Origin of the sequence: Terrabacter tumescens, from assembly GCF_014646815.1 — a bacterium.
Lineage (GTDB): Bacteria > Actinomycetota > Actinomycetes > Actinomycetales > Dermatophilaceae > Terrabacter > Terrabacter tumescens.
This window is the reverse complement of record NZ_BMNZ01000007.1, coordinates 1-18,625: the sequence shown is the minus strand read 5'-3', so window position 1 is coordinate 18,625 and position 18,625 is coordinate 1. Positions and strand designations below refer to the sequence as shown.

General features: G+C 72.0%; 20 protein-coding genes. 14 read left to right on the top strand and 6 right to left on the bottom strand.

Going from position 1 to position 18,625, the window contains the following annotated elements:
* Window positions 1-69: 69 nt before the first annotated feature.
* Genes IEY30_RS17425 through IEY30_RS17415 form a run of 3 tightly spaced genes read right to left on the bottom strand, consistent with a single transcriptional unit; the run spans window position 70 to window position 2,097 of the window.
* Window positions 70-552: a DUF2231 domain-containing protein gene (locus IEY30_RS17425; protein WP_030202181.1), complete on the bottom strand. Its 483-nt coding sequence runs from the start codon at window positions 550-552 to the stop codon at window positions 70-72.
* Window positions 553-610: 58 nt separating this feature from the next.
* Window positions 611-1,390, bottom strand: a complete 780-nt coding sequence (locus tag IEY30_RS17420; RefSeq protein ID WP_030202183.1) for an ABC transporter permease — start codon at window positions 1,388-1,390, stop codon at window positions 611-613.
* Window positions 1,387-2,097: an ABC transporter ATP-binding protein gene (locus IEY30_RS17415; protein WP_030202189.1), complete on the bottom strand. Its 711-nt coding sequence runs from the start codon at window positions 2,095-2,097 to the stop codon at window positions 1,387-1,389. The genes IEY30_RS17420 and IEY30_RS17415 overlap by 4 nt, the downstream gene beginning before the upstream one ends.
* A gap of 126 nt (window positions 2,098-2,223) precedes the next feature.
* On the opposite strand from IEY30_RS17415, the gene IEY30_RS17410 reads away from it, so the two are divergent.
* From IEY30_RS17410 to IEY30_RS17365, 10 genes are read left to right on the top strand one after another with little or no spacing between them, the layout of a single operon-like run.
* Window positions 2,224-2,889 (top strand): phosphatidylserine decarboxylase, encoded by a 666-nt coding sequence (locus IEY30_RS17410; RefSeq protein WP_030202192.1) that lies wholly within the window; start codon window positions 2,224-2,226, stop codon window positions 2,887-2,889.
* Entirely contained in the window at window positions 2,886-3,863 is a 978-nt protein-coding gene (locus IEY30_RS17405; protein WP_052358886.1) for a CDP-alcohol phosphatidyltransferase family protein, read from the top strand. Before IEY30_RS17410 ends, IEY30_RS17405 begins: the two co-directional genes overlap by 4 nt.
* Window positions 3,864-3,907: 44 nt before the next feature.
* Window positions 3,908-4,780, top strand: a complete 873-nt coding sequence (locus IEY30_RS17400) for a helix-turn-helix transcriptional regulator (RefSeq protein WP_030202199.1) — start codon at window positions 3,908-3,910, stop codon at window positions 4,778-4,780.
* Window positions 4,777-6,198, top strand: coding sequence for a Fe-S cluster assembly protein SufB (gene sufB / locus IEY30_RS17395; protein WP_030202201.1), 1,422 nt, complete (start codon window positions 4,777-4,779; stop codon window positions 6,196-6,198). Before IEY30_RS17400 ends, sufB begins: the two co-directional genes overlap by 4 nt.
* Complete coding sequence (sufD, locus tag IEY30_RS17390) at window positions 6,198-7,499, top strand: Fe-S cluster assembly protein SufD (protein ID WP_373286734.1); 1,302 nt, start codon at window positions 6,198-6,200, stop codon at window positions 7,497-7,499. The genes sufB and sufD overlap by 1 nt, the downstream gene beginning before the upstream one ends.
* Before the next feature lie 3 nt (window positions 7,500-7,502).
* Window positions 7,503-8,282: a Fe-S cluster assembly ATPase SufC gene (sufC, locus tag IEY30_RS17385; RefSeq protein WP_030202206.1), complete on the top strand. Its 780-nt coding sequence runs from the start codon at window positions 7,503-7,505 to the stop codon at window positions 8,280-8,282.
* Between the two features lie 5 nt (window positions 8,283-8,287).
* Window positions 8,288-9,592 carry a SufS family cysteine desulfurase gene (locus tag IEY30_RS17380; RefSeq protein WP_043417267.1) on the top strand — a complete coding sequence of 435 codons (1,305 nt, stop codon included), beginning with the start codon at window positions 8,288-8,290 and terminating at the stop codon, window positions 9,590-9,592.
* Window positions 9,592-10,074, top strand: a complete 483-nt coding sequence (gene sufU / locus IEY30_RS17375) for a Fe-S cluster assembly sulfur transfer protein SufU (protein ID WP_030202217.1) — start codon at window positions 9,592-9,594, stop codon at window positions 10,072-10,074. Before IEY30_RS17380 ends, sufU begins: the two co-directional genes overlap by 1 nt.
* Complete coding sequence (locus IEY30_RS17370; protein WP_030202221.1) at window positions 10,071-10,397, top strand: metal-sulfur cluster assembly factor; 327 nt, start codon at window positions 10,071-10,073, stop codon at window positions 10,395-10,397. The genes sufU and IEY30_RS17370 overlap by 4 nt, the downstream gene beginning before the upstream one ends.
* A gap of 19 nt (window positions 10,398-10,416) precedes the next feature.
* Entirely contained in the window at window positions 10,417-11,067 is a 651-nt protein-coding gene (locus IEY30_RS17365) for an acVLRF1 family peptidyl-tRNA hydrolase (protein WP_052358887.1), read from the top strand.
* On the opposite strand, the gene ypfJ is transcribed toward IEY30_RS17365, so the two are convergent.
* Together ypfJ and IEY30_RS17355 are read right to left on the bottom strand one after the other, a co-directional pair.
* The gene (ypfJ, locus tag IEY30_RS17360; RefSeq protein ID WP_030202226.1) at window positions 11,060-12,013 is read right to left on the bottom strand and encodes a KPN_02809 family neutral zinc metallopeptidase; all 954 of its coding nucleotides are present in this window, start codon (window positions 12,011-12,013) and stop codon (window positions 11,060-11,062) included. The two genes, IEY30_RS17365 and ypfJ, sit on opposite strands and share 8 nt — an antisense overlap.
* Before the next feature lie 49 nt (window positions 12,014-12,062).
* Entirely contained in the window at window positions 12,063-13,133 is a 1,071-nt protein-coding gene (locus IEY30_RS17355) for a helix-turn-helix transcriptional regulator (RefSeq protein WP_081920635.1), read from the bottom strand.
* A 110-nt stretch (window positions 13,134-13,243) separates the two neighbouring features.
* Between IEY30_RS17355 and IEY30_RS17350 the strand changes: the two genes are divergently transcribed.
* Together IEY30_RS17350 and IEY30_RS17345 are read left to right on the top strand one after the other, a co-directional pair.
* A complete protein-coding gene (locus IEY30_RS17350; RefSeq protein ID WP_052358888.1) occupies window positions 13,244-14,545 on the top strand; it encodes an amidohydrolase in 1,302 nt (433 codons plus the stop codon).
* 97 nt (window positions 14,546-14,642) lie between these two features.
* On the top strand, window positions 14,643-15,578 hold the full coding sequence (locus tag IEY30_RS17345) for a hypothetical protein (protein ID WP_030202238.1): 936 nt from the start codon (window positions 14,643-14,645) through the stop codon (window positions 15,576-15,578).
* A gap of 7 nt (window positions 15,579-15,585) precedes the next feature.
* On the opposite strand, the gene IEY30_RS22190 is transcribed toward IEY30_RS17345, so the two are convergent.
* A complete protein-coding gene (locus IEY30_RS22190; RefSeq protein ID WP_052358889.1) occupies window positions 15,586-16,626 on the bottom strand; it encodes a LysR family transcriptional regulator in 1,041 nt (346 codons plus the stop codon).
* 218 nt (window positions 16,627-16,844) lie between these two features.
* Between IEY30_RS22190 and IEY30_RS17335 the strand changes: the two genes are divergently transcribed.
* Together IEY30_RS17335 and IEY30_RS17330 are read left to right on the top strand one after the other, a co-directional pair.
* A complete protein-coding gene (locus tag IEY30_RS17335) occupies window positions 16,845-17,645 on the top strand; it encodes an alpha/beta hydrolase (RefSeq protein WP_030202243.1) in 801 nt (266 codons plus the stop codon).
* 2 nt (window positions 17,646-17,647) lie between these two features.
* Window positions 17,648-18,433 (top strand): oxidoreductase, encoded by a 786-nt coding sequence (locus tag IEY30_RS17330; RefSeq protein WP_030202247.1) that lies wholly within the window; start codon window positions 17,648-17,650, stop codon window positions 18,431-18,433.
* Window positions 18,434-18,625: the final 192 nt, after the last annotated feature.

Here is an 18,625-nt window from a genome sequence, read left to right as displayed (position 1 = left end):
GAATCGCCCGGTCGTGCTGTCCGGGGTTCTCCGGCGGTCCCCGGCGCCGCCCTGCAGGTGCCCCCGCGGTCAGGCCAGGTCGTTCCAGACGACGGCCGACCCGGCGTGGCCGGCCAGCACGACGGTCACGACGGCGGCGACGGCGGACAGCACGACGAGGGTGCCGACGAGCACGTCGAAGGCGTGCCCGCGCGGCGACTCCTCGTCGGGCGGCCGGGCGAACCAGAGGGCGACGAGGGTCAGGGCCATGAACAGCAGGCAGAGCAGCTTGGCGCGGTCGCCCCACTCGACGTGGTCGTTCAGCATCTGGGCGTCGAAGGAGCCGGCGCGCACCCGGGTCACCCGACGCTGCAGTGCCTCACCGCTCTCGGCGGCGACGAAGGCCGAGACGCCGGAGACCACGGCGCTGGCTGCCGTCGGCCAGCGCAGCACGCGGCGCCACCCGGGTCGGACGACGTAGGCGATCGCGGACAGCGCGGAGAGGGGCACGAGCACGACGACCGCGTGGATGACCAGGGCGTGCATCGGCAGTCCGAAGATGTAGTCGAACACGTCGCCTCCAGGCCGTTCGGGTCAGCGGATGTCGTGCGGTGCGGCCAGTCTCGTGCGTTCAGTCGTCGAAACGGAAGAGCCGCGCCGCGAGGGCCGTGGCGACCACTCCCCACGCGAGGACGACGCCGAGGGCGGCGAGGTTCAGCTGCCCGTCCACGAGCGCCGACCGGAGCCCGTCGGAGAGGCCCGCGGAGGGGAGGTACGCCGCGACGTGGGAGACGCCGGCGGGCAGCTCGGTGCGCGGCACGATGACACCGCCGAGCCCGAGCAGCAGCACCCACACGAGGTTGGCGATGGCGAGCACCGCCTCGGCACGCAGGGTGCCGGCGAGCAGGAGGGCCAGCGCCACGAAGGCCCACGTGCCGACGACGACGAAGAGCACGGCATACGCGATCCCGGAGACGTCCGGTCGCCAGCCGAGCACGAGACCCAGCGCTGCGATGACGCCGACCTGGACGACCTCGACGGCGAGCGTGGCGAGCACCTTGGCGGCCACGAGACCGGAGCGCCCCAGCGGCGTGACGCCGAGGTAGCGCAGCACCGCGTAGCGCCGGTCGAAGCCGGTCGAGATGGCCTGCGCGGTGAAGGCTGCGGAGATGACGCAGAGGCCGATGACCCCCGGAGTCGCGACGTCGATGCGGGTGCCCGGACCCAGCGACGGCGAGCTCGTCAGGCTGAGGCCGACGAGCGCCATGGCGGGCAGGACGAGGGAGACGAGCAGCTGCTCGCCGTTGCGCAGCAGGCTGCCGACCTCGAACGCCGCCTGGGCGAGGACGCGACGGCGCGGGGTGGCCGCGCGCGTGGTGGTCGAGGTGCGGGGCGTGGTCGGGGTGGTCACGCGGCTCCCTTGCGGGTCAGGCTGAAGTAGACGTCCTCGAGGGAGCGCCCGCCGGTCACGTCACCGGGCGCACCCTCCGCGACGGTGCGTCCGGCGTTCATGATGACGAGGTGGTCGGCGAGCCGCTCGGCCTCCTCGAAGGAGTGGGTCGTCACGATGACGGTGGTGCCGGCGTCGCGCTGCTCCGCCACGAGGTCCCACACGTCCAGGCGCCCGTGGGGGTCGAGGCCCGCCGCGGGCTCGTCGAGGAAGAGCACCTCGGGACGCCCCAGCAGCGACGCCGCGAGCGCGAGGCGCTGCTTCTGGCCGCCGGAGAGGCGCCGCACGGTCGTGGACGCGAAGTCCGTCACACCGAGGCGACGTGCCACCGCGTCGACGTCGACTGGGTCGGCGTAGAGCCGGGCCAGGTGGTGGAGCAGGCGCAGCGGCTTGGTGCCGTTGGGCAGCCCGCCCGCCTGGAGCATGACCCCGACGCGGGCCCGGTGGTCTGCGCTGGCCTGCCAGGGGTCGGTGCCGAGGACGCGGACCTCGCCGCGGTCGGGACGGCCGAGCCCGACGGCGCACTCGATCGCGGTCGTCTTGCCCGCCCCGTTGGGACCGAGCACCGCGGTGATGCGTCCGGCGGGCGCCGTCCACGTCAGCCCGTCGAGCGCCGCGACCGGACCGAAGGTGCGGTGGAGGTCGGACAGTGTCACCGCATCGGTCATGGCTCATGAGTCTAGGCTCGGTCCCGACGACCCCGGTCACCGCACCTCGGTCGCCACCGGCGTACCCCTCCGCCGTCCCCGCTCCGCCCGCCCGCTTCCACTCGACCCTGACGGAGAACCCCACCCGTGAAGATCGACCCAGCCGCCAAGCCCTTCACCGCCATGGCCGCCGTGCCGACGGTGATCGCCGCGCTGGCCCGCCGACCGCGCACGACCGCCGCCCTCGGCCTGCTGACCGCGGGGGTGACGCTCTTCTTCCGCGACCCCGACCGGACGCCGGACCACACGCCCGTGTCGGACCCCGACGTCGTGCTCGCGCCGGCCGACGGCATCGTCATGCACGTGGGGGAGCCCCAGCCGGGCATCGCGCCTCCCGGTGAGTGGCAGCAGGTCAGCATCTTCCTGTCGCTGCTCGACGTCCACATGAACCGCTCGCCCTACGGCGGCCGTGTCATCGACGTCACCCACACCCCCGGACGGTTCCTCGCGGCCTACCGCGCCGAGAGCGCCACGAAGAACGAGCGCAGCGAGATCATCGTGGAGCGGGTCGTCGACGGGCGCCCGCGGCGGGTCGTCTACCGCCAGCTCGTGGGCCAGCTCGCGCGCCGCATCGTCACGCGCATCGAGCCGGGCGACGAGGTCCCCACCGGCGCGCGGATGGGGCTGATGAAGTTCGGCTCCCGCATGGACGTCTTCGTGCCGCCGGAGGTGCAGCTCGAGATCTCCAAGGGCAAGCGCGCCATCGGGGGAGAGACGGTCCTCGGTCGGTTCCCCGCGGCGGCCCAGTCGTGAGTGGCGACCCGTCCGCGTCCGCCGACGAGCGTCCGCGTCGGCGCGACCGCGTCAGCCGGCGCATTCGCCTCGTCTCGGCGACCGGCGCACGTGTCATCCCGCTCGACCGGCTCAACCCGCGCGTCCGCGCCCGGGCCACGCTGCCGAGCCTCTTCACGCTCGGCAACATGCTCTGCGGCTTCTCCTCGGTGCTGCTCTCGTTCCAGGGGCACTTCCGCACGGCCGCCGTCCTCGTGGCCATCTCCATCGTCCTCGACATCTGCGACGGCGCCGTGGCGCGCGCGGTCGGGGCGATCACGCCCTTCGGCCTCCAGTTCGACTCGCTCGCCGACCTCATCTCGTTCGGGATCGCACCGGCCGTCCTCGTCTACACGTGGGCGCTGCCGGCCTATCCCGTCTGGGCGTGGGCGGGCGCGATGTTCTGGCTGGCCTGCGCGGCCTACCGCCTCGCCCGCTTCAACGTCACCATCGACCCGCTCGCCGACAAGCGCTACTTCGTCGGCCTCGCGAGCCCGGGCGCGGCGGGCGTCGTCATCTCCACCGTGCTCGCCATCGGCGACCCGCTCTACGACTGGGCGCCGCTCGTCCCGGTCGCTGCCGGCGTCGTGCCGGCCGCGCTCATGGCCTCCTCGTTCCGCTTCCGCTCCTTCCGTGACCTCCTCTCGCCGCGGCACCTGCGGATCACGGTGCCGCTCGGCATCCTCATCGCCCTGGGACTCGCGCTCTTCCCCGGGGCGACGGGGATGGCGCTCGCCTACGGCTACGTGCTCACCTGCCCGCTGGGCTGGGTCACGGCGCCCCTGCGCCGACGCTGGTTCGGGGACGATGCCGTCGCCCCTCCGCGCACCCGGATGCCGTCGGTGATCATGCCGCCGGAGTCCGAGGACGACGGGGACGACGACGTCGACGGCAGGGACGACGACGGGGACGATCTCGACATCGACGACGACCTCGACGGGCGGGGCTGCCGGTAAGGACCTCCTAACTGGAGCAGGAGGCCCATTTACGTCACAATGGTGTGGTGTTTATCGGAGAGCACGCACCGCGTGAGACGAAGGACGGCGAGGACGTCCAACACGTCTCGCCGCTCGAGTCGCGCACGCGCTCGCGGGTGCTCCACATGGTCTCCGCCGACGGGCCCATCACGGCGGCCGAGCTCGGCCGCCACCTCGACCTGACACCGGCCGCGGTCCGCCGCCACCTCGACGCCCTCGTCGAGCAGGGGGCGGTCGTCCCGCACGAGCCCACCGGCGGCCGTCGCGGTCGCGGGCGACCCGCCCGGGCCTACGTCGTCTCCGACGCCGGGCACAGTGCCCTCGAGGCCGACTACGACTCGCTCGCCGTCGAGGTGCTCCGCTACCTCGAGGCCCACGCGGGCCCGGCCGCCGTGGGCGACTTCGCCCGCAACCGCGTGGCCGCCCTCGAGGAGCGGTATGCCGCCCGCCTCGCCGCCGCCGGCGACGCACCCGCCGCTCGCACGGAGGCGCTCGTCGAGGCGCTGAGCGAGGACGGCTTCGCCGCCACGGCCCGCCCCGTCGGGGCCGGGGGCCTGACCGGCGTCCAGCTGTGCCAGGGCCACTGCCCCGTCCAGCACGTCGCGGCCGAGTTCCCGGCCTTCTGCGAGGCCGAGACCGACGCCTTCTCGCGCCTGCTCGGCGTCCACGTCCAGCGCCTCGCGACCCTCGCCGGCGGCCACCACGTCTGCACCACGTTCGTCCCGACCGGTGGGATCGGCGCTCGCCCCCGGAAGACCACGCAGCCCTCGGGTGTTGACCCGGAGGCTGCCCTGCTCAGCACGAGCACCAGTACGAGCACCAGTACGAGCACCAGTACGAGCACCACCACGAGCACCACCGACACGCTCACGCACGTCAAGGAAGGTTCCTCATGACCACCCACATCGAAGAGCTGAACCCCGGCCTCAAGGGCATCGGCACCTATGAGTACGGCTGGGCCGACAGCGACGTGGCCGGCGCCACGGCGCGTCGTGGGCTCAACGAGGACGTCGTGCGCGACATCTCGGCCCGCAAGAACGAGCCCGAGTGGATGACCAAGCTGCGCCTGAAGAGCCTCAGCCTCTTCGGCAAGAAGCCCATGCCGGCGTGGGGCTCGGACCTCACGGGCATCGACTTCCAGAACATCAAGTACTTCGTGAAGTCCACCGAGAAGCAGGCCGCCACGTGGGACGACCTGCCCGAGGACATCAAGAACACCTACGACCGCCTGGGCATCCCCGAGGCCGAGAAGCAGCGCCTCGTCTCGGGTGTCGCCGCCCAGTACGAGTCCGAGGTCGTCTACCACCAGATCCGTGAGGACCTCGAGGCCCAGGGCGTCATCTTCCTCGACACCGACACGGCCCTGAAGGAGCACGAGGACCTCTTCCGCGAGCACTTCGCGACGGTCATCCCCGCCGGCGACAACAAGTTCGCGGCGCTCAACACCGCGGTGTGGTCGGGTGGCTCGTTCATCTACGTGCCCAAGGGTGTCCACGTCGACATCCCGCTCCAGGCGTACTTCCGCATCAACACCGAGAACATGGGCCAGTTCGAGCGGACGCTGATCATCGCCGACGAGGGCTCCTACGTGCACTACGTCGAGGGTTGCACCGCGCCGATCTACAAGTCGGACTCGCTGCACTCGGCCGTCGTCGAGATCATCGTCAAGAAGAACGCCCGCGTGCGCTACACGACGATCCAGAACTGGTCCAACAACGTCTACAACCTCGTCACCAAGCGCGCGACGTGCGAGGCCGGCGCGACGATGGAGTGGGTGGACGGCAACATCGGCTCCAAGGTGACGATGAAGTACCCCGCCGTCTTCCTCATGGGCGAGCACGCCAAGGGCGAGACGCTCTCGATCGCCTTCGCCGGCGAGGGCCAGCACCAGGACACCGGCTCCAAGATGGTCCACGCGGCGCCCAACACCAAGAGCTCGATCATCAGCAAGTCGGTCGCCCGCGGCGGCGGACGCGCGAGCTACCGCGGCCTCGTGCAGGTGCTCGAGGGCGCCTCGCACTCGGCCTCGACGGTCCGCTGCGACGCCCTGCTCGTCGACACGATCAGCCGCTCCGACACCTACCCCTACGTCGACATCCGCGAGGACGACGTCTCGATGGGTCACGAGGCCACGGTCTCGAAGGTGTCCGAGGACCAGCTCTTCTACCTCATGTCGCGCGGCATGGCCGAGGACGAGGCGATGGCGATGATCGTGCGCGGCTTCATCGAGCCCATCGCGCGTGAGCTGCCGATGGAGTACGCCCTCGAGCTCAACCGCCTCATCGAGCTGCAGATGGAAGGAGCCGTCGGCTGATGAGCCTTCTGGCTGACACGACCACCGACACGCCCGACACCACCGAGACCCAGCAGAGCGAGACCACGGTGCCCGACGCCGCCCCCACCGCAACCCTCCCCGGCGCAGCAGCCCACACCGACTCGGCCGCGGCCTTCGTGCCCGACCAGTCGCGTGCCGAGCGCACGGCGTCCTTCGACGTCGCCGACTTCCCCGTGCCCGGCGGGCGCGAGGAGGACTGGCGCTTCACGCCGGTCAAGAAGCTCGCGGTCCTGCTGGCCGACGGCGCGACCGGCCGGCTCGAGTGGAGCTCGAAGCTGCCGGAGGGCGTGACCACCTCGACGATCACGTCCGCCGAGGCCCAGGGGCTCGGCATCCTCCCGCCGCAGGACCGCGCGGCCGTCGTCGCCGGCGCTGCCGCCGACGGCGCCCTGCTCCTCGACATCCCGGCCGAGGCCGAGCTCGACGAGCCGGTGCGCCTCTCCCTCGTCGGCCAGGGCGGCGAGCCCGTGCACGGCCACCTCGTCGTGCGGGCCGGCCGCTTCTCCAAGGCGACCGTCGTCGTCGAGCACACCGGCTCGGCCCGCTACTCCCAGCTCGTCTCCGTCGTCACCGACGACGGCTCCGACCTGACGGTCGTCTCCGTCCAGCGCTGGGCCGACGACGCCCAGCACCTGGCGCAGCACGACGCGCTCGTCGGCCGCGACGCCCGCTACAAGCACCTCTCGGTGACGCTCGGCGGCGAGGTCGTCCGCGTCAACGCCAACGTGCGCTACGCCGGCCCCGGCGGCGACGCGACCCTCCTCGGCGTCTACTTCGCCGACGCGGGCCAGCACCTCGAGCACCGCTCGTACATCGACCACAACGCGCCGCACTGCAAGAGCCGCGTCACCTACAAGGGCGCGCTCCAGGGCGAGACCGCCCGCACGGTGTGGGTCGGCGACGTGCTCATCCGGGCCGAGGCCGAGGGCACCGACACCTACGAGCTCAACCGCAACCTCGTGCTCACCGACGGCGCCCGCGCCGACTCGGTGCCCAACCTCGAGATCGAGACCGGTGAGATCGAGGGGGCCGGGCACGCCTCCGCGACAGGCCGTTTCGACGACCTGCAGCTGTTCTACCTCCAGTCGCGCGGCATCAGCGAGGACGAGGCCAAGCGTCTCGTCGTGCGAGGCTTCTTCGCCGACATCATCCGTGAGATCCCGCTCGCCGACCTGCGCGACGAGATCACCGCGGCGATCGAGGAGGAGCTCGCCTCGACGGCATACGCGGCTCCCACCCAGCAGACCCCCAGCATCCCCAGCACCAACAAGGAGAACTGACCCATGAGCACGCTCGAGATCAAGGGACTGACGGTCTCGGTCGAGACCGAGGACGGCCCCAAGGAGATCCTGCGCGGGGTCGACCTCACCGTGAAGTCGGGGGAGACCCACGCGATCATGGGGCCCAACGGCTCCGGCAAGTCGACGCTGGCCTACAGCATCGCCGGCCACCCCAAGTACACCGTCACCGGCGGCACCGTGACGCTCGACGGCGAGGACGTCCTCGCGATGAGCGTCGACGAGCGCGCCCGTGCGGGCCTGTTCCTCGCGATGCAGTACCCCGTCGAGGTCCCCGGCGTGACGGTCAGCAACTTCCTGCGCACCGCCAAGACGGCCATCGACGGCGAGGCGCCCAAGCTGCGCACGTGGGTCAAGGACGTCAAGGAGGCCATGGGCAACCTGCGCATGGACCCCGTGTTCGCCGAGCGCAACGTCAACGAGGGCTTCTCCGGTGGCGAGAAGAAGCGCCACGAGATCCTCCAGATGGAGCTGCTCAAGCCCAAGGTGGCCATCCTCGACGAGACCGACTCCGGCCTCGACGTCGACGCGCTCAAGATCGTCTCCGAGGGCGTCAACCGCGCCAAGGACTCGAGCGACCTCGGCGTGCTGCTCATCACGCACTACACGCGCATCCTGCGCTACATCAAGCCCGACTTCGTCCACGTCTTCGTCGACGGCAAGGTCGTCGAGCAGGGCGGCCCCGAGCTGGCCGACCGCCTCGAGGACGAGGGCTACGACCGCTACCTCGCCGGGGCCTCCGCGGCCGAGCCGGTCCAGGCCTGAGCCGGATGGGCGACGTCCTGCCGTTCACGGACGGGGAGCTCACCGCGATCCGCGGTGACTTCCCCATCCTGACGCGCACGGTGCGTGACGGCAGGCCGCTCGTCTACCTCGACTCGGGGGCGACGTCGCACAAGCCGACGCCGGTCCTCGATGCCGAGCGGGCGTTCTACGAGCAGCACAACGCCGCCGTCCACCGCGGCGCGCACCAGCTCGCCGAGGAGGCGACCGACGACTTCGAAGCGGCCCGCGCGACCGTCGCGTCGTTCATCGGGGCTCCCGCCCACGAGGTCGTCTTCACCAAGAACGCCACCGAGGCGCTCAACCTCGTCGCGTACGCCTTCTCCAACGCCGCCCCGACCGACGAGCCCAAGGACGAGCGTTTCGTGCTCGGTCCCGGGGACGAGATCCTCGTGACCGAGATGGAGCACCACGCCAACCTCGTCCCGTGGCAGGAGCTCGCCCGTCGCACGGGCGCGACCTTGCGCTGGGTGCCGGTCGACGCCGACGGCGCGCTCGACCTCTCCGGGCTCGACGACCTGCTCACCGAGCGCACCAAGGTCTTCGCGTTCACGCACGTCTCCAACGTGCTGGGCACGGTCAACCCGGTCACCGAGCTCGCCGAGCGCGCGCACGCCGTCGGGGCGCTCGTCGTCGTCGACGCCTGCCAGTCGGTGCCGCACCTCGCGGTCGACGTGGCGACGCTCGGGGCGGACTTCATCGCCTTCAGCGGCCACAAGATGTACGGCCCGATGGGGGTCGGCGTCCTCTGGGGTCGCGCCGAGCTGCTCGAGGTCATGCCGCCGTTCCTGACGGGTGGCTCGATGATCGAGCTCGTCACCATGGAGCGCTCGACGTACGCGCCGGCTCCGCAGAAGTTCGAGGCCGGCGTGCCCAACGCCGCGCAGGCCGTGGGCCTGGCGGCCGCGGTGCGCTGGATCGAGGCGATCGGCATCGAGCGCATCCACGCCCACGAGGCATCCCTCGTCGACCGGCTCCAGCGCAGCCTCGCCGAGCGTCCGTGGGTGCGCGTCGTCGGTCCCGCGGTCGGCACGCCCCGCGGCGGCGCCGTCGCCTTCGTCGTGGACGGCGTGCACGCCCACGACGTCGGGCAGGTGCTCGACGACGCCGGCGTGGCCGTTCGCGTGGGACACCACTGCGCGTGGCCACTGCACCGCGCCCTCGCAGCCGCGGCAACGACCCGCGCGTCGTTCGCCGTCCACAACACGCCCGCGGACGTCGACGCGCTGCTCGCGGCCCTCGACCGCGTGCCGGCGATCTTCGGGCTCGACACCCACCGGGAGGCGAGCTGATGGACCTCTACCAGGAGCTGATCCTCGAGCACTCCAAGCGGCCGCACCACGCAGGTCTGCGTGAGCCGTTCGACGCCGAGGTGCACCACATCAACCCGACGTGCGGCGACGAGGTGACCCTGCGGGTCGACGTCACCGGCACGGGTCCGGACGCCGTCGTCACCGACATCTCCTACGAGGCGCAGGGCTGCTCGATCTCCGTCGCGAGCTCGTCCGTCCTCGCCGAGGAGGTCATCGGCCACCCGGTGTCCGAGGCCCTCCAGACCTTCGAGGCCATGCGCGCCATGCTGACCTCGCGCGGCACGGTCACCGGTGACGAGACCGTCATCGGCGACGGCGTCGCCTTCGCCGGCGTGTCCAAGTACCCCGCTCGCGTCAAGTGCGCGCTGCTCGGCTGGACCGCCTTCACCGACGCCCTCGCCCGAGCCGGCGTCGACATCTCTTCCACGAGTTCGCCCTCCCCGCAAGGAGCTTCGTCATGAGCCAGACCGCCACCCCGCCCAACGTGGCCGACGTCGAGGAGGCCATGCGCGACGTGGTCGACCCCGAGCTCGGCATCAACGTCGTCGACCTCGGCCTGGTCTACGGCATCACCGTCGACGCCCAGGCCCACGCCGTCATCGACATGACGCTGACGTCGGCGGCGTGCCCGCTCACCGACGTCATCGAGGACCAGACCGCCCAGGCGCTCGAGGGCCTCGTCACGACGCACCGCATCAACTGGGTGTGGATGCCGCCGTGGGGCCCCGACAAGATCACCGAGGACGGCCGCGAGCAGCTGCGCGCCCTCGGCTTCAACCTCTGAGCCAGCAGCACCCGCGCTCGTGACGACGCGCGTCATCGAGGTCGACCCGCAGAGGTTCGACCGCTGGATGGCCGGCTTCGCCGAGCGACACGGCCCCTACGACGCCGCCGAGGAGTCCACTCCCGGCGGCGTCGTCGTGTCCGCACGCGCCGCGGACGGATCCACCGTCGTGGCAACGCCGTTCGCGCACGAGCCGCTCGGGGTCGTCCTCGTGCGACGGGGAGGGTATGCCGTGGGCCTGGCTCTCGGGGGCTCGTTCACCGCGTCCAAGGTGGGCACCCGCCACGTGCAGTCGCGCACGGCAGCCGGCGGCTGGTCGCAGCAGCGATTCGCGCGCCGGCGGGGCAAGCAGGCCGACGAGCTCGTCGACGCCGTCGTCGGGCACGCCCGGCGGGTGCTGCTCGGGGACGACGAGAGCCCACGGGCCGGTGCGGACGGCATACCCCACGGGTTGGTCGTCGGCGGCGACCGCACCCTCGTGCGTGAGGTCCTCGACGCGAGCGCGCTGCGCGCGCTCGCCGGGTTGCCGCTGCGCGAGCTCTACGACCTGCCCGACCCGAAGCGGGACGTGCTGGAGACCGCGCTGCGGCGTGGCCGTGCCGTCCGCCTCGAGCTCACGGAGACGAGGCCTGAGACGGAGACGGAGACGGGGCCGGGGTCGCTCAGCTGACCGTGTCGACGCCGAAGGTGTTGCACTGGTTGATGTCGCCGGTCTCGTAGCCCTGCGAGAACCAGTTCATGCGCGCCTGCGCCGAGCCGTGGGTCCAGTTCTCCGGCGTGACCCGGCCCTGCATCTTCTCCTGGATGCGGTCGTCGCCCACCGCCGAGGCGGCCGAGAGCGCCGACTTGATGTCGCTCTCGGTGATGGCCTTGAGCAGTGGTGTGCCGTTGGCGTCGGTCGTCTCGGTCGCGTGCTTGACCCACGTGCCGGCGAGGCAGTCGGCCATGAGCTCGACGCGGACGGCGCCGGAGTTGGCGCCCTGCGGGTCCTGCTGCGCGCGGTTCAGCAGGCCGAGGAGGTCCTGGACGTGGTGGCCGTACTCGTGGGCGATGACGTACTCCTTGGCGAGCTGGCCGCCGTCGGCGCCGAACTTGCTCTGGAGCTCCTGGAAGAAGCTCGCGTCGACGTAGACCTTCTTGTCGAGGGGGCAGTAGAACGGGCCCACCTGCGAGTTGGCGGTGCCGCATCCCGAGGGCGTCTGGCCCTGGTAGATCACGGTCTTCACCGGCTCGTAGTTCATCTGGTACTTCGGCAGGGTCTTGGACCAGTAGTCCTGGACGCTGTTGACCGTCGCGACGATGAGGCACACGTCGTTCTTGTTGGCGTCGGCGCCGGTCTTGCACTGGGAGAACTGGTTCTGGTCGACCTGGCCGGCCGCGGCGACCTGGTCGCTCTGGAGCTGCTGGGAGGGCAGGCCACCGGTGGTGCTGCCGGAGTCGCCGCCGCCGAGGATCTTGCCGCCGCCGAAGATGAGCATCAGCACGAGCAGGATGAGGCCGCCGATGCCGCCGCCGACCTGGATGCCGCCGGGGAAGCCTCCGCCTCCGCCGCCCCCACCGCTGCCGCCGCTCTGCACCTGGGAGGTGTCGAGCTGGGCGTTGTCGTTGAAGCTCATCGTGCCGCTCCTCGGGTCGGGACCGGGGACTGCCCCGGTCCGGTCGGGATCACCCTAGTGCGCGGGGACCTCGGTTCGTCTGCTGCTGGACCTGCCGGACCTCGCGGTCCGGCGGTGACGTACCCGCTGGGGGCGTGTCGGCGATGGTCGGCGGGGTGGGGGCAGGTCCGGCGCTGCCGGCGGCCTTGACCAGGCGTGCCGCGAGGTCCTCGGTGGCCTGCACGAGGGCGGGCGAGCCGACCACCTCGAAGGCCAGCGGCGTGTTGGCGAGCTGGCGGGCGTACCAGTCGGGGTCATCGGTGGTGGCCAGCAGCCGGATGCCGCCGTCGACCACCTCGAGGCGTCCGAGGCTTCGCGGGAGCCACCGTGTCGCCTCGTCGAGGTCGGCGCGCAGGAGCACGTCCACCTCGTGCCGCCACCCCTGCGAGAGGTGCTCCTCGAGGGCGCGCAGGGCGTCGAGGTCCTCCGGCGCCGTGAAGCACTGCGAGGTGACGAAGACCGACAGCACCCGGTCGATGCGGAGGGCGCGCTGCGCGTCGCTCGTGTGCGACCAGCACAGGAGGTACCACCGTCCGTGGCGCAGCACGACCGCCCACGGGTCCACCTCCATGGGCCGCTCGCGCCCGTCCTCGAGGCGGTAATCGAGGCGCACACGGCGGGACGACGTCCAGGCCTCGACGAGCCGGGCGGTGAGGACGGGGTCGACGCGCAGGCTCGGGTCAGGTGGTGGGCCGGTGATGTGCCGGACGGCCCGGACCGGTTCGGCGACCTGCTGCGGGAGGGCGCGCAGGATCTTGGACAGGGCGGCGCCGACGAGCTCGGTCGGGTCCGCCGCCCCGCGGTGTCCCTCGAGGACGGCCATGACGAGGCCGAGCGCCTCGGGGGCCGTGAACATCAGGGGCGGCAGGCGCAGGCCCCGGCCGACGCGGTAGCCCCCGTGCGGCCCGGTGACCGACTCGATGGGCAGCTCGGCCTCGCGCAGGATGGCGACGTAGCGCCGGGCCGCCCGCTCGGTGACCCCGAGGTGGTCACCGAGGCGCTGGGCCGTGATACCGGGGGAGTCCTGGATGGCCTCGAGCGCGAGGAGCGCCCGCGCGGTCGGGCTCGTGTCGTAGCGCACCATTGACCTCCCCGGACGGCGTACGGCACGACCGTACCGCCCGGAGGTGACGGCATACCTCCTCCGAGCGCCATGGCGTGCGGCTCCGACGCGTCGCTACTGTCGGGCCCATGGACACCACGAGCGGCCTCGAGACCCTCCTGCCCCGGCTCAGGGACGTCTACCGCGACCTGCACGCGCATCCCGAGCTGTCGTTCGCCGAGCACCGCACGGCCGGCATCGCAGCTGCCTGGCTGCGCGAGCTCGGCCTCACCGTGACCGAGGGTGTGGGCGGCACGGGCGTGACGGGAGTGCTGCCCCGTGGCGAGGGCCCCGTCGTGCTGCTGCGGGCCGACATGGACGGGCTGCCCGTGGCCGAGGCGACGGGACTCGCGTATGCGTCGAGTGCCCGCGGCGTCGACCCTGACGGTCGCGACGTCCCCGTCATGCACGCCTGCGGTCACGACGTGCACGTCACCTGCCTGCTGGGGGCGCTGTCGGTGCTCGCGGCCGACGACTCGTGGACGGGCACCGTCGTCGCGGTCCTCCAGCCCGCCGAGGAGGTGGCCCGGGGCGCCGCAGCGATGGTCGAGGACGGCCTCTACGGGACGGTGCCGCGCCCCGACGTCGTGCTGGGACAGCACGTCGCGCCGCTGCCCGCCGGCACCATCGGACTGCGGGCCGGTCCGTCCTTCGCAGCCACCGACAGTCTGCGCATCACGCTCTTCGGCGAGGGAGGCCACGGCTCGAGGCCAGAGGCCACCGTCGACCCGGTCGTCCTGGCGGCCGCGACGGTGCTGCGGCTGCAGACCGTCGTCTCGCGCGAGATCGCCGGCACCGAGACGGCGGTGCTCACCGTGGCGTCGGTCCAGGCGGGCACGAAGTCGAACATCATCCCCGACGAGGCGGTCCTGCTGCTCAACCTGCGCACCTACGACGTGCGGGTGCGCGACACGGCACTCGCCGCCATCCGCCGGATCGTCGAGGGCGAGGCCGCCACGGCCGGAGCGCGTCGAACACCGCTCATCGAGCCGATCGAGCAGGCGCCCGCCGTCGTCAACGACGCGGCGGGGGTCGAGCGCACCCGACCGGCGCTCGAGGCCATCGTCGGCGCGGCCCGCGTCGTCGACCCCGGACCGATCACCGGGAGCGAGGACGTCGGGGTGCTGGCCGAGGCGGCCGGGGCGCCCTGCGTCTTCTGGCTGCTCGGGGGCGCCGACCCGACGGCCTTCGCCGGGACGCACGACCTCGAGGGCATTCGGGCGGTGCTCGCGTCGCTGCCGTCGAACCACTCGCCGCTCTACGCGCCGGTCATCGACCCGACCCTCGAGCTCGGGGTGCAGGCTCTCGTCGGCGCGGCGCGGTCCTGGCTCCACCGGGCTAGGGACTGCGGCCGGCCGCGAGCATCATCTCTGGCAGCGCCTCGGCGCTGAGACACGTCGGACTTGCGGCGATCTTGCGGAAACCCTGCGGACAACTGGCGCCTTCTGGACAATTGCACCTCAAGCCGTCCTCAGCCCCGGAGTCCTCATGCGCCACAGTCCCCGCAGCGCCCGCGTCCTCGCCTCGGTGCTCGCCCTGACCGGGGTCACCGCGGTGGCCCTGGCCCTCGCGCCCGGGGCGGCTGCAGCACCTTCGTCCAAGCCCGCGGTCGCTCCCGCGTCGACCTCGACGGCGGCCGGCGCGGACACCCGCGCGATGTGGGTGTGGGACACGAGCACCCCGGCGGCCACCGTCGACCTTGCCGTCGCCTCCGGCGTCGACCAGCTCTTCGTCGCCGTGCCGCCGAACGTCGCGACCTCGCCGCAGCTGCCCGACCTGCGCACTCTCTCGCAGCTGGCCCGGGCGGCCGGCATCCGCGTCGACGCCCTGGGCGGCGACCCCGGATGGGTCGACAACCCGAGCTGGGTCGTCACCTACTGGCTCAAGCCCGCCCGCAACACCGGGCTCTTCACCGGGATCCACGTCGACGTCGAGCCCTACACGACCTCGGCGTGGACCACGAGCCAGTCGACGGTGGTCGCGAAGTACCTGACCCTGCTCGACAAGCTCAAGGCGAACGCCGGCACGTCGCCCGTCGAGGCCGACATCCCCTTCTGGTTCAACGAGGTCCACGCACTGTCGAGCAGCGGCGGCGCCTCCACGCTGGACCGCGAGATCATGCGCCGCACCGCCGGCGTGACCGTGATGGCCTACCGCAACACCGCCACCGGCACCGACGGGACGCTCGACATCGCGGCCGCGGCCCTCGCCGCAGGTGCGGCCCTCGGCAAGCCGGTGCGCATCGGGCAGGAGACGACCTACCTCGGCGACACGGCCGTCGACGCGAAGCAGACCTTCTTCGGGTGGTCGCGCACCGCGATGGAGACGCAGCTCGCGCAGGTGGCTTCGGGGGCGTCGTCGTACGCGTCGTACGCCGGCATCGCGATCCACAGCGCTGCCGGGTATGCCGCCATGGCCCCCTGAGAGCCCGTCAGCCACTCTCGTCAGCCATGCCGGGAGCGTGCTCGCGCCAGGCAGGGTCGTCGTCCGGCATCCACGCGGGAGCCCGAGCCGGGTCCCGGGTGGCGTCGAGCCACGCGTGCTCGTCGGCCACGCCGAGGGCCACCTCGACGAGGCGGGTCGTCGCGGGAGCCGTGTCGTCGCTGCGCCAGGCCAGGGACCACGGGTAGTAGGGCTGGAGCTCCAGCGGCCACGACATCCTCATGCCGACGTCGACGTACTTCTCGGCGTAGCTGACGAACTCGAGGTAGCGCACGTCGACGGGACCGCGCCGCACGTGCGCGACGCAGAAGCTGAAGGCCCCCGGCGTGCCGAGCCACTGCATCTGCAGACCCAGCCGGTGCTCCAGGGCGGTGACGTACTGGCCGTGGGCGTTGTAGGTCCCGGAGTCCGGTGGGTCGGCGAAGACGTGCAGGGGTCGCTCGTGCAGCGATGCGACCCGTGTGTGGCCGTGCCGCGCGTCGCCCGTGGAGATCGCGCCGTCCGGGTCAGGCATCTCGCCCGGTGACTCGATGAGCACGAGTGGCTCCAGACGGAGCAGCCGGTGGCGCCAGCCTGCAGGATGGGCGAGCAGCATCCGTGGCGTGACCCGGAGGATCGCGACGTCGAGGCGCCCGTGCAGGAGGGCGTTGAGCTGCGTGATGCTGTCCATCGCGTGCTCGCGAAGGGGGATGTCCGGCTCGGCCCGGGTGAAGGCGTCGGCGACCATCCGGCTCGTGGAGAGCTCGAAGACGTGTGCGGTGCTGACCCCCGGCTGTGCTGTCCGCTGGGTCATGCTCTCGGCGAGGGCGAGCAGGCGCCGGGAGTCCTCGAGGAACTGCTGCCCTCGGGCCGTCAGCGTGACGTGGCGGCTGTCGCGCACGAGGAGGGTCTCGCCGAGCTGGTCCTCGAGCTTGCGGATCTGCCGGGAGAGGGCCGGCTGGCTCAGGTAGAGCTGGGCGGCGGCCCGACCGAAGTGCAGCTCGTCGGCGACCGCGACGAAGTAGCGCACCAGGCGAAGGTCCAGCTCCATCAGGTCTCCCCGCGGCGCGTCGTGGGTCAGTCGGGACCGTCGCCCGCCTGGGCTCTCCACGCTAGTGACCCGGCGTGCCGAGCGGAACTCCTCGCGGTTATCGATCGGTGCCCAAACGGTCTTGGACGCCGGGCGTCGCAGGCGGCCAGCCTTGGGAGGTCGCCGTCCGCGACACCACGGTCCGCACTCCACCCGCGGGCCCCGGCGAAAGGCACCCCATGACCGCACACGAGCGCCCCGTCGTCTTCATCCACGGTCTCTGGCTCCATGCCACGAGCTGGGACCCGTGGGTCGAGCTCTTCCGCGAGGCGGGCTACGCGCCGAGCGCCCCGGGGTGGCCGGGAGAGGCCGACACCGTCGACGCGGCTCGGGAGCGGGCGGACGACGTCGCCGGCCTCGGCATCGACGACGTCACGAACCACTACGCGGCCGTCATCGACGGCCTCCCGCAGGCGCCGGTCCTCGTCGGGCACTCGTTCGGAGGTCTCATCGCCGAGAAGCTGCTCGGCCAGGGCAAGGCCGCCGCCGCGGTCGCCATCGACCCGGCGCAGATCAAGGGCGTCCTGCCGCTGCCGCTCGCGCAGCTCCGCGCCGGGCTGCCGGCGCTCGGCAACCCGGCGAACCGGAACCGTGCGGTCTCCCTGACCGCCAAGGAGTTCCGCTTCGGGTTCGGCAACGCCGTCAGCGAGGAGGAGTCCGACGCCCTCTTCGAGCGGTGGACGATTCCGTCGCCGGCCAAGCCACTCTTCCAGGCAGCGGCGGCCAACTTCTCGCTGCACTCCGAGGCTGCGGTCGACACCGACAACAGCACGCGCGGTCCGCTGCTGCTCATCTCAGGGCTCGAGGACCACACGGTCCCGGACGTCGTGACGCGCTCGACGCTCAAGCAGTACCGCGGCTCGACAGCCGTGACCGAGCTGAAGCAGTTCGAGGGCCGGGGGCACTCGCTCACCATCGACGCCGGGTGGACCGAGGTCGCCAAGGCCGTGCTGGGCTGGCTCGACGAGCACGGGCTCTGACCGTGGACCTCGGTCTGGCCGGCAAGGTCGCCATCGTCACGGGTGCGAGCAAGGGCATCGGGCTCTCCATCACGCGCGTGCTCGTCGACGAGGGTGTCGCGGTCGTCGCCGGCGCGCGTGACGCCTCCGCCGAGCTCGACGCACTGAGTCGTTCTGGCAGCGTGACCTTCGTGGCCGCGGACCTCGGCGACCCGGACGGCGTGGCGCACGTCGTCGACGCGGCAGCCGGTCTGGGACGGCTCGACATGCTCGTGAACAACGTCGGGGCTGTGTCGCCGCGGCTGGACGGCTTCCTGGCAGTCACGGACGAGCAGTGGACCACGTCCTACACGCTGAACCTCATGGCTGCCGTCCGCACCACGCGAGCGGCCCTGCCCCTGATGCTCGCTCGTGGTCGAGGAACCATCGTGGCGACGTGCTCGGTCAACGCGACGCTGGCCGACCCCTCGGTCATCGACTACAGCGCCGCCAAGGCAGCCCTGCGCAGCTTCTGCAAGTCTCTCTCCAAGGAGCTCGGGCCGCAGGGCATCCGCGTCAACACCGTCAGTCCCGGGCCGGTCTCGACCGACCTGTGGCTCGGCAGCGACGGCGTCGCGGCTGCCGTGGCGGCCCGGCAGGGGAGTGACCCGTCGGCGGTGGCCGCAGCGGCCGCGCGCGACTCGGTGACGGGCCGCTTCACCCACCCCGACGAGGTGGCCAGGCTCGTCGCCTTCCTCGCCAGCGACGCCGCCGGCAACATCACCGGTACAGACGTCACCATCGACGGTGGGCTCATCCCCACGACCTGAGCCGGGGGAGCGCCGCATCGACCCGCTCACGCGCAGGCGCGGTATGCCGTGCCTGCGGGTGCGGCGAGCAACCCCGGGGGCCTTCTTCGTGCGGAGTGTGCATGCCCATTCGCGGCTACTAGACGATTGTCGGTAGGGCCGGTGTCTGGCCAGACTCGGTTCAGGTGATCGGCGGGAGGCTCTCTATGCGGC

Excerpts from the sequence above, each read along its gene's own strand:
- IEY30_RS17380 (WP_043417267.1), top strand. The coding sequence starts at position 8,288 with ATGGGCGACGTCCTGCCGTTCACGGACGGGGAGCTCACCGCGATCCGC.
- IEY30_RS17370 (WP_030202221.1), top strand. The coding sequence starts at position 10,071 with ATGAGCCAGACCGCCACCCCGCCCAACGTGGCCGACGTCGAGGAGGCC.
- IEY30_RS17345 (WP_030202238.1), top strand. The coding sequence starts at position 14,643 with ATGCGCCACAGTCCCCGCAGCGCCCGCGTCCTCGCCTCGGTGCTCGCC.
- sufU (WP_030202217.1), top strand. The coding sequence starts at position 9,592 with ATGGACCTCTACCAGGAGCTGATCCTCGAGCACTCCAAGCGGCCGCAC.
- sufD (WP_373286734.1), top strand. The coding sequence starts at position 6,198 with ATGAGCCTTCTGGCTGACACGACCACCGACACGCCCGACACCACCGAG.
- IEY30_RS17350 (WP_052358888.1), top strand. The coding sequence starts at position 13,244 with ATGGACACCACGAGCGGCCTCGAGACCCTCCTGCCCCGGCTCAGGGAC.
- IEY30_RS17415 (WP_030202189.1), bottom strand. The coding sequence starts at position 2,097 with ATGACCGATGCGGTGACACTGTCCGACCTCCACCGCACCTTCGGTCCG.
- IEY30_RS17335 (WP_030202243.1), top strand. The coding sequence starts at position 16,845 with ATGACCGCACACGAGCGCCCCGTCGTCTTCATCCACGGTCTCTGGCTC.
- sufB (WP_030202201.1), top strand. The coding sequence starts at position 4,777 with ATGACCACCCACATCGAAGAGCTGAACCCCGGCCTCAAGGGCATCGGC.
- IEY30_RS22190 (WP_052358889.1), bottom strand. The coding sequence starts at position 16,626 with ATGGAGCTGGACCTTCGCCTGGTGCGCTACTTCGTCGCGGTCGCCGAC.
- sufC (WP_030202206.1), top strand. The coding sequence starts at position 7,503 with ATGAGCACGCTCGAGATCAAGGGACTGACGGTCTCGGTCGAGACCGAG.
- ypfJ (WP_030202226.1), bottom strand. The coding sequence starts at position 12,013 with ATGAGCTTCAACGACAACGCCCAGCTCGACACCTCCCAGGTGCAGAGC.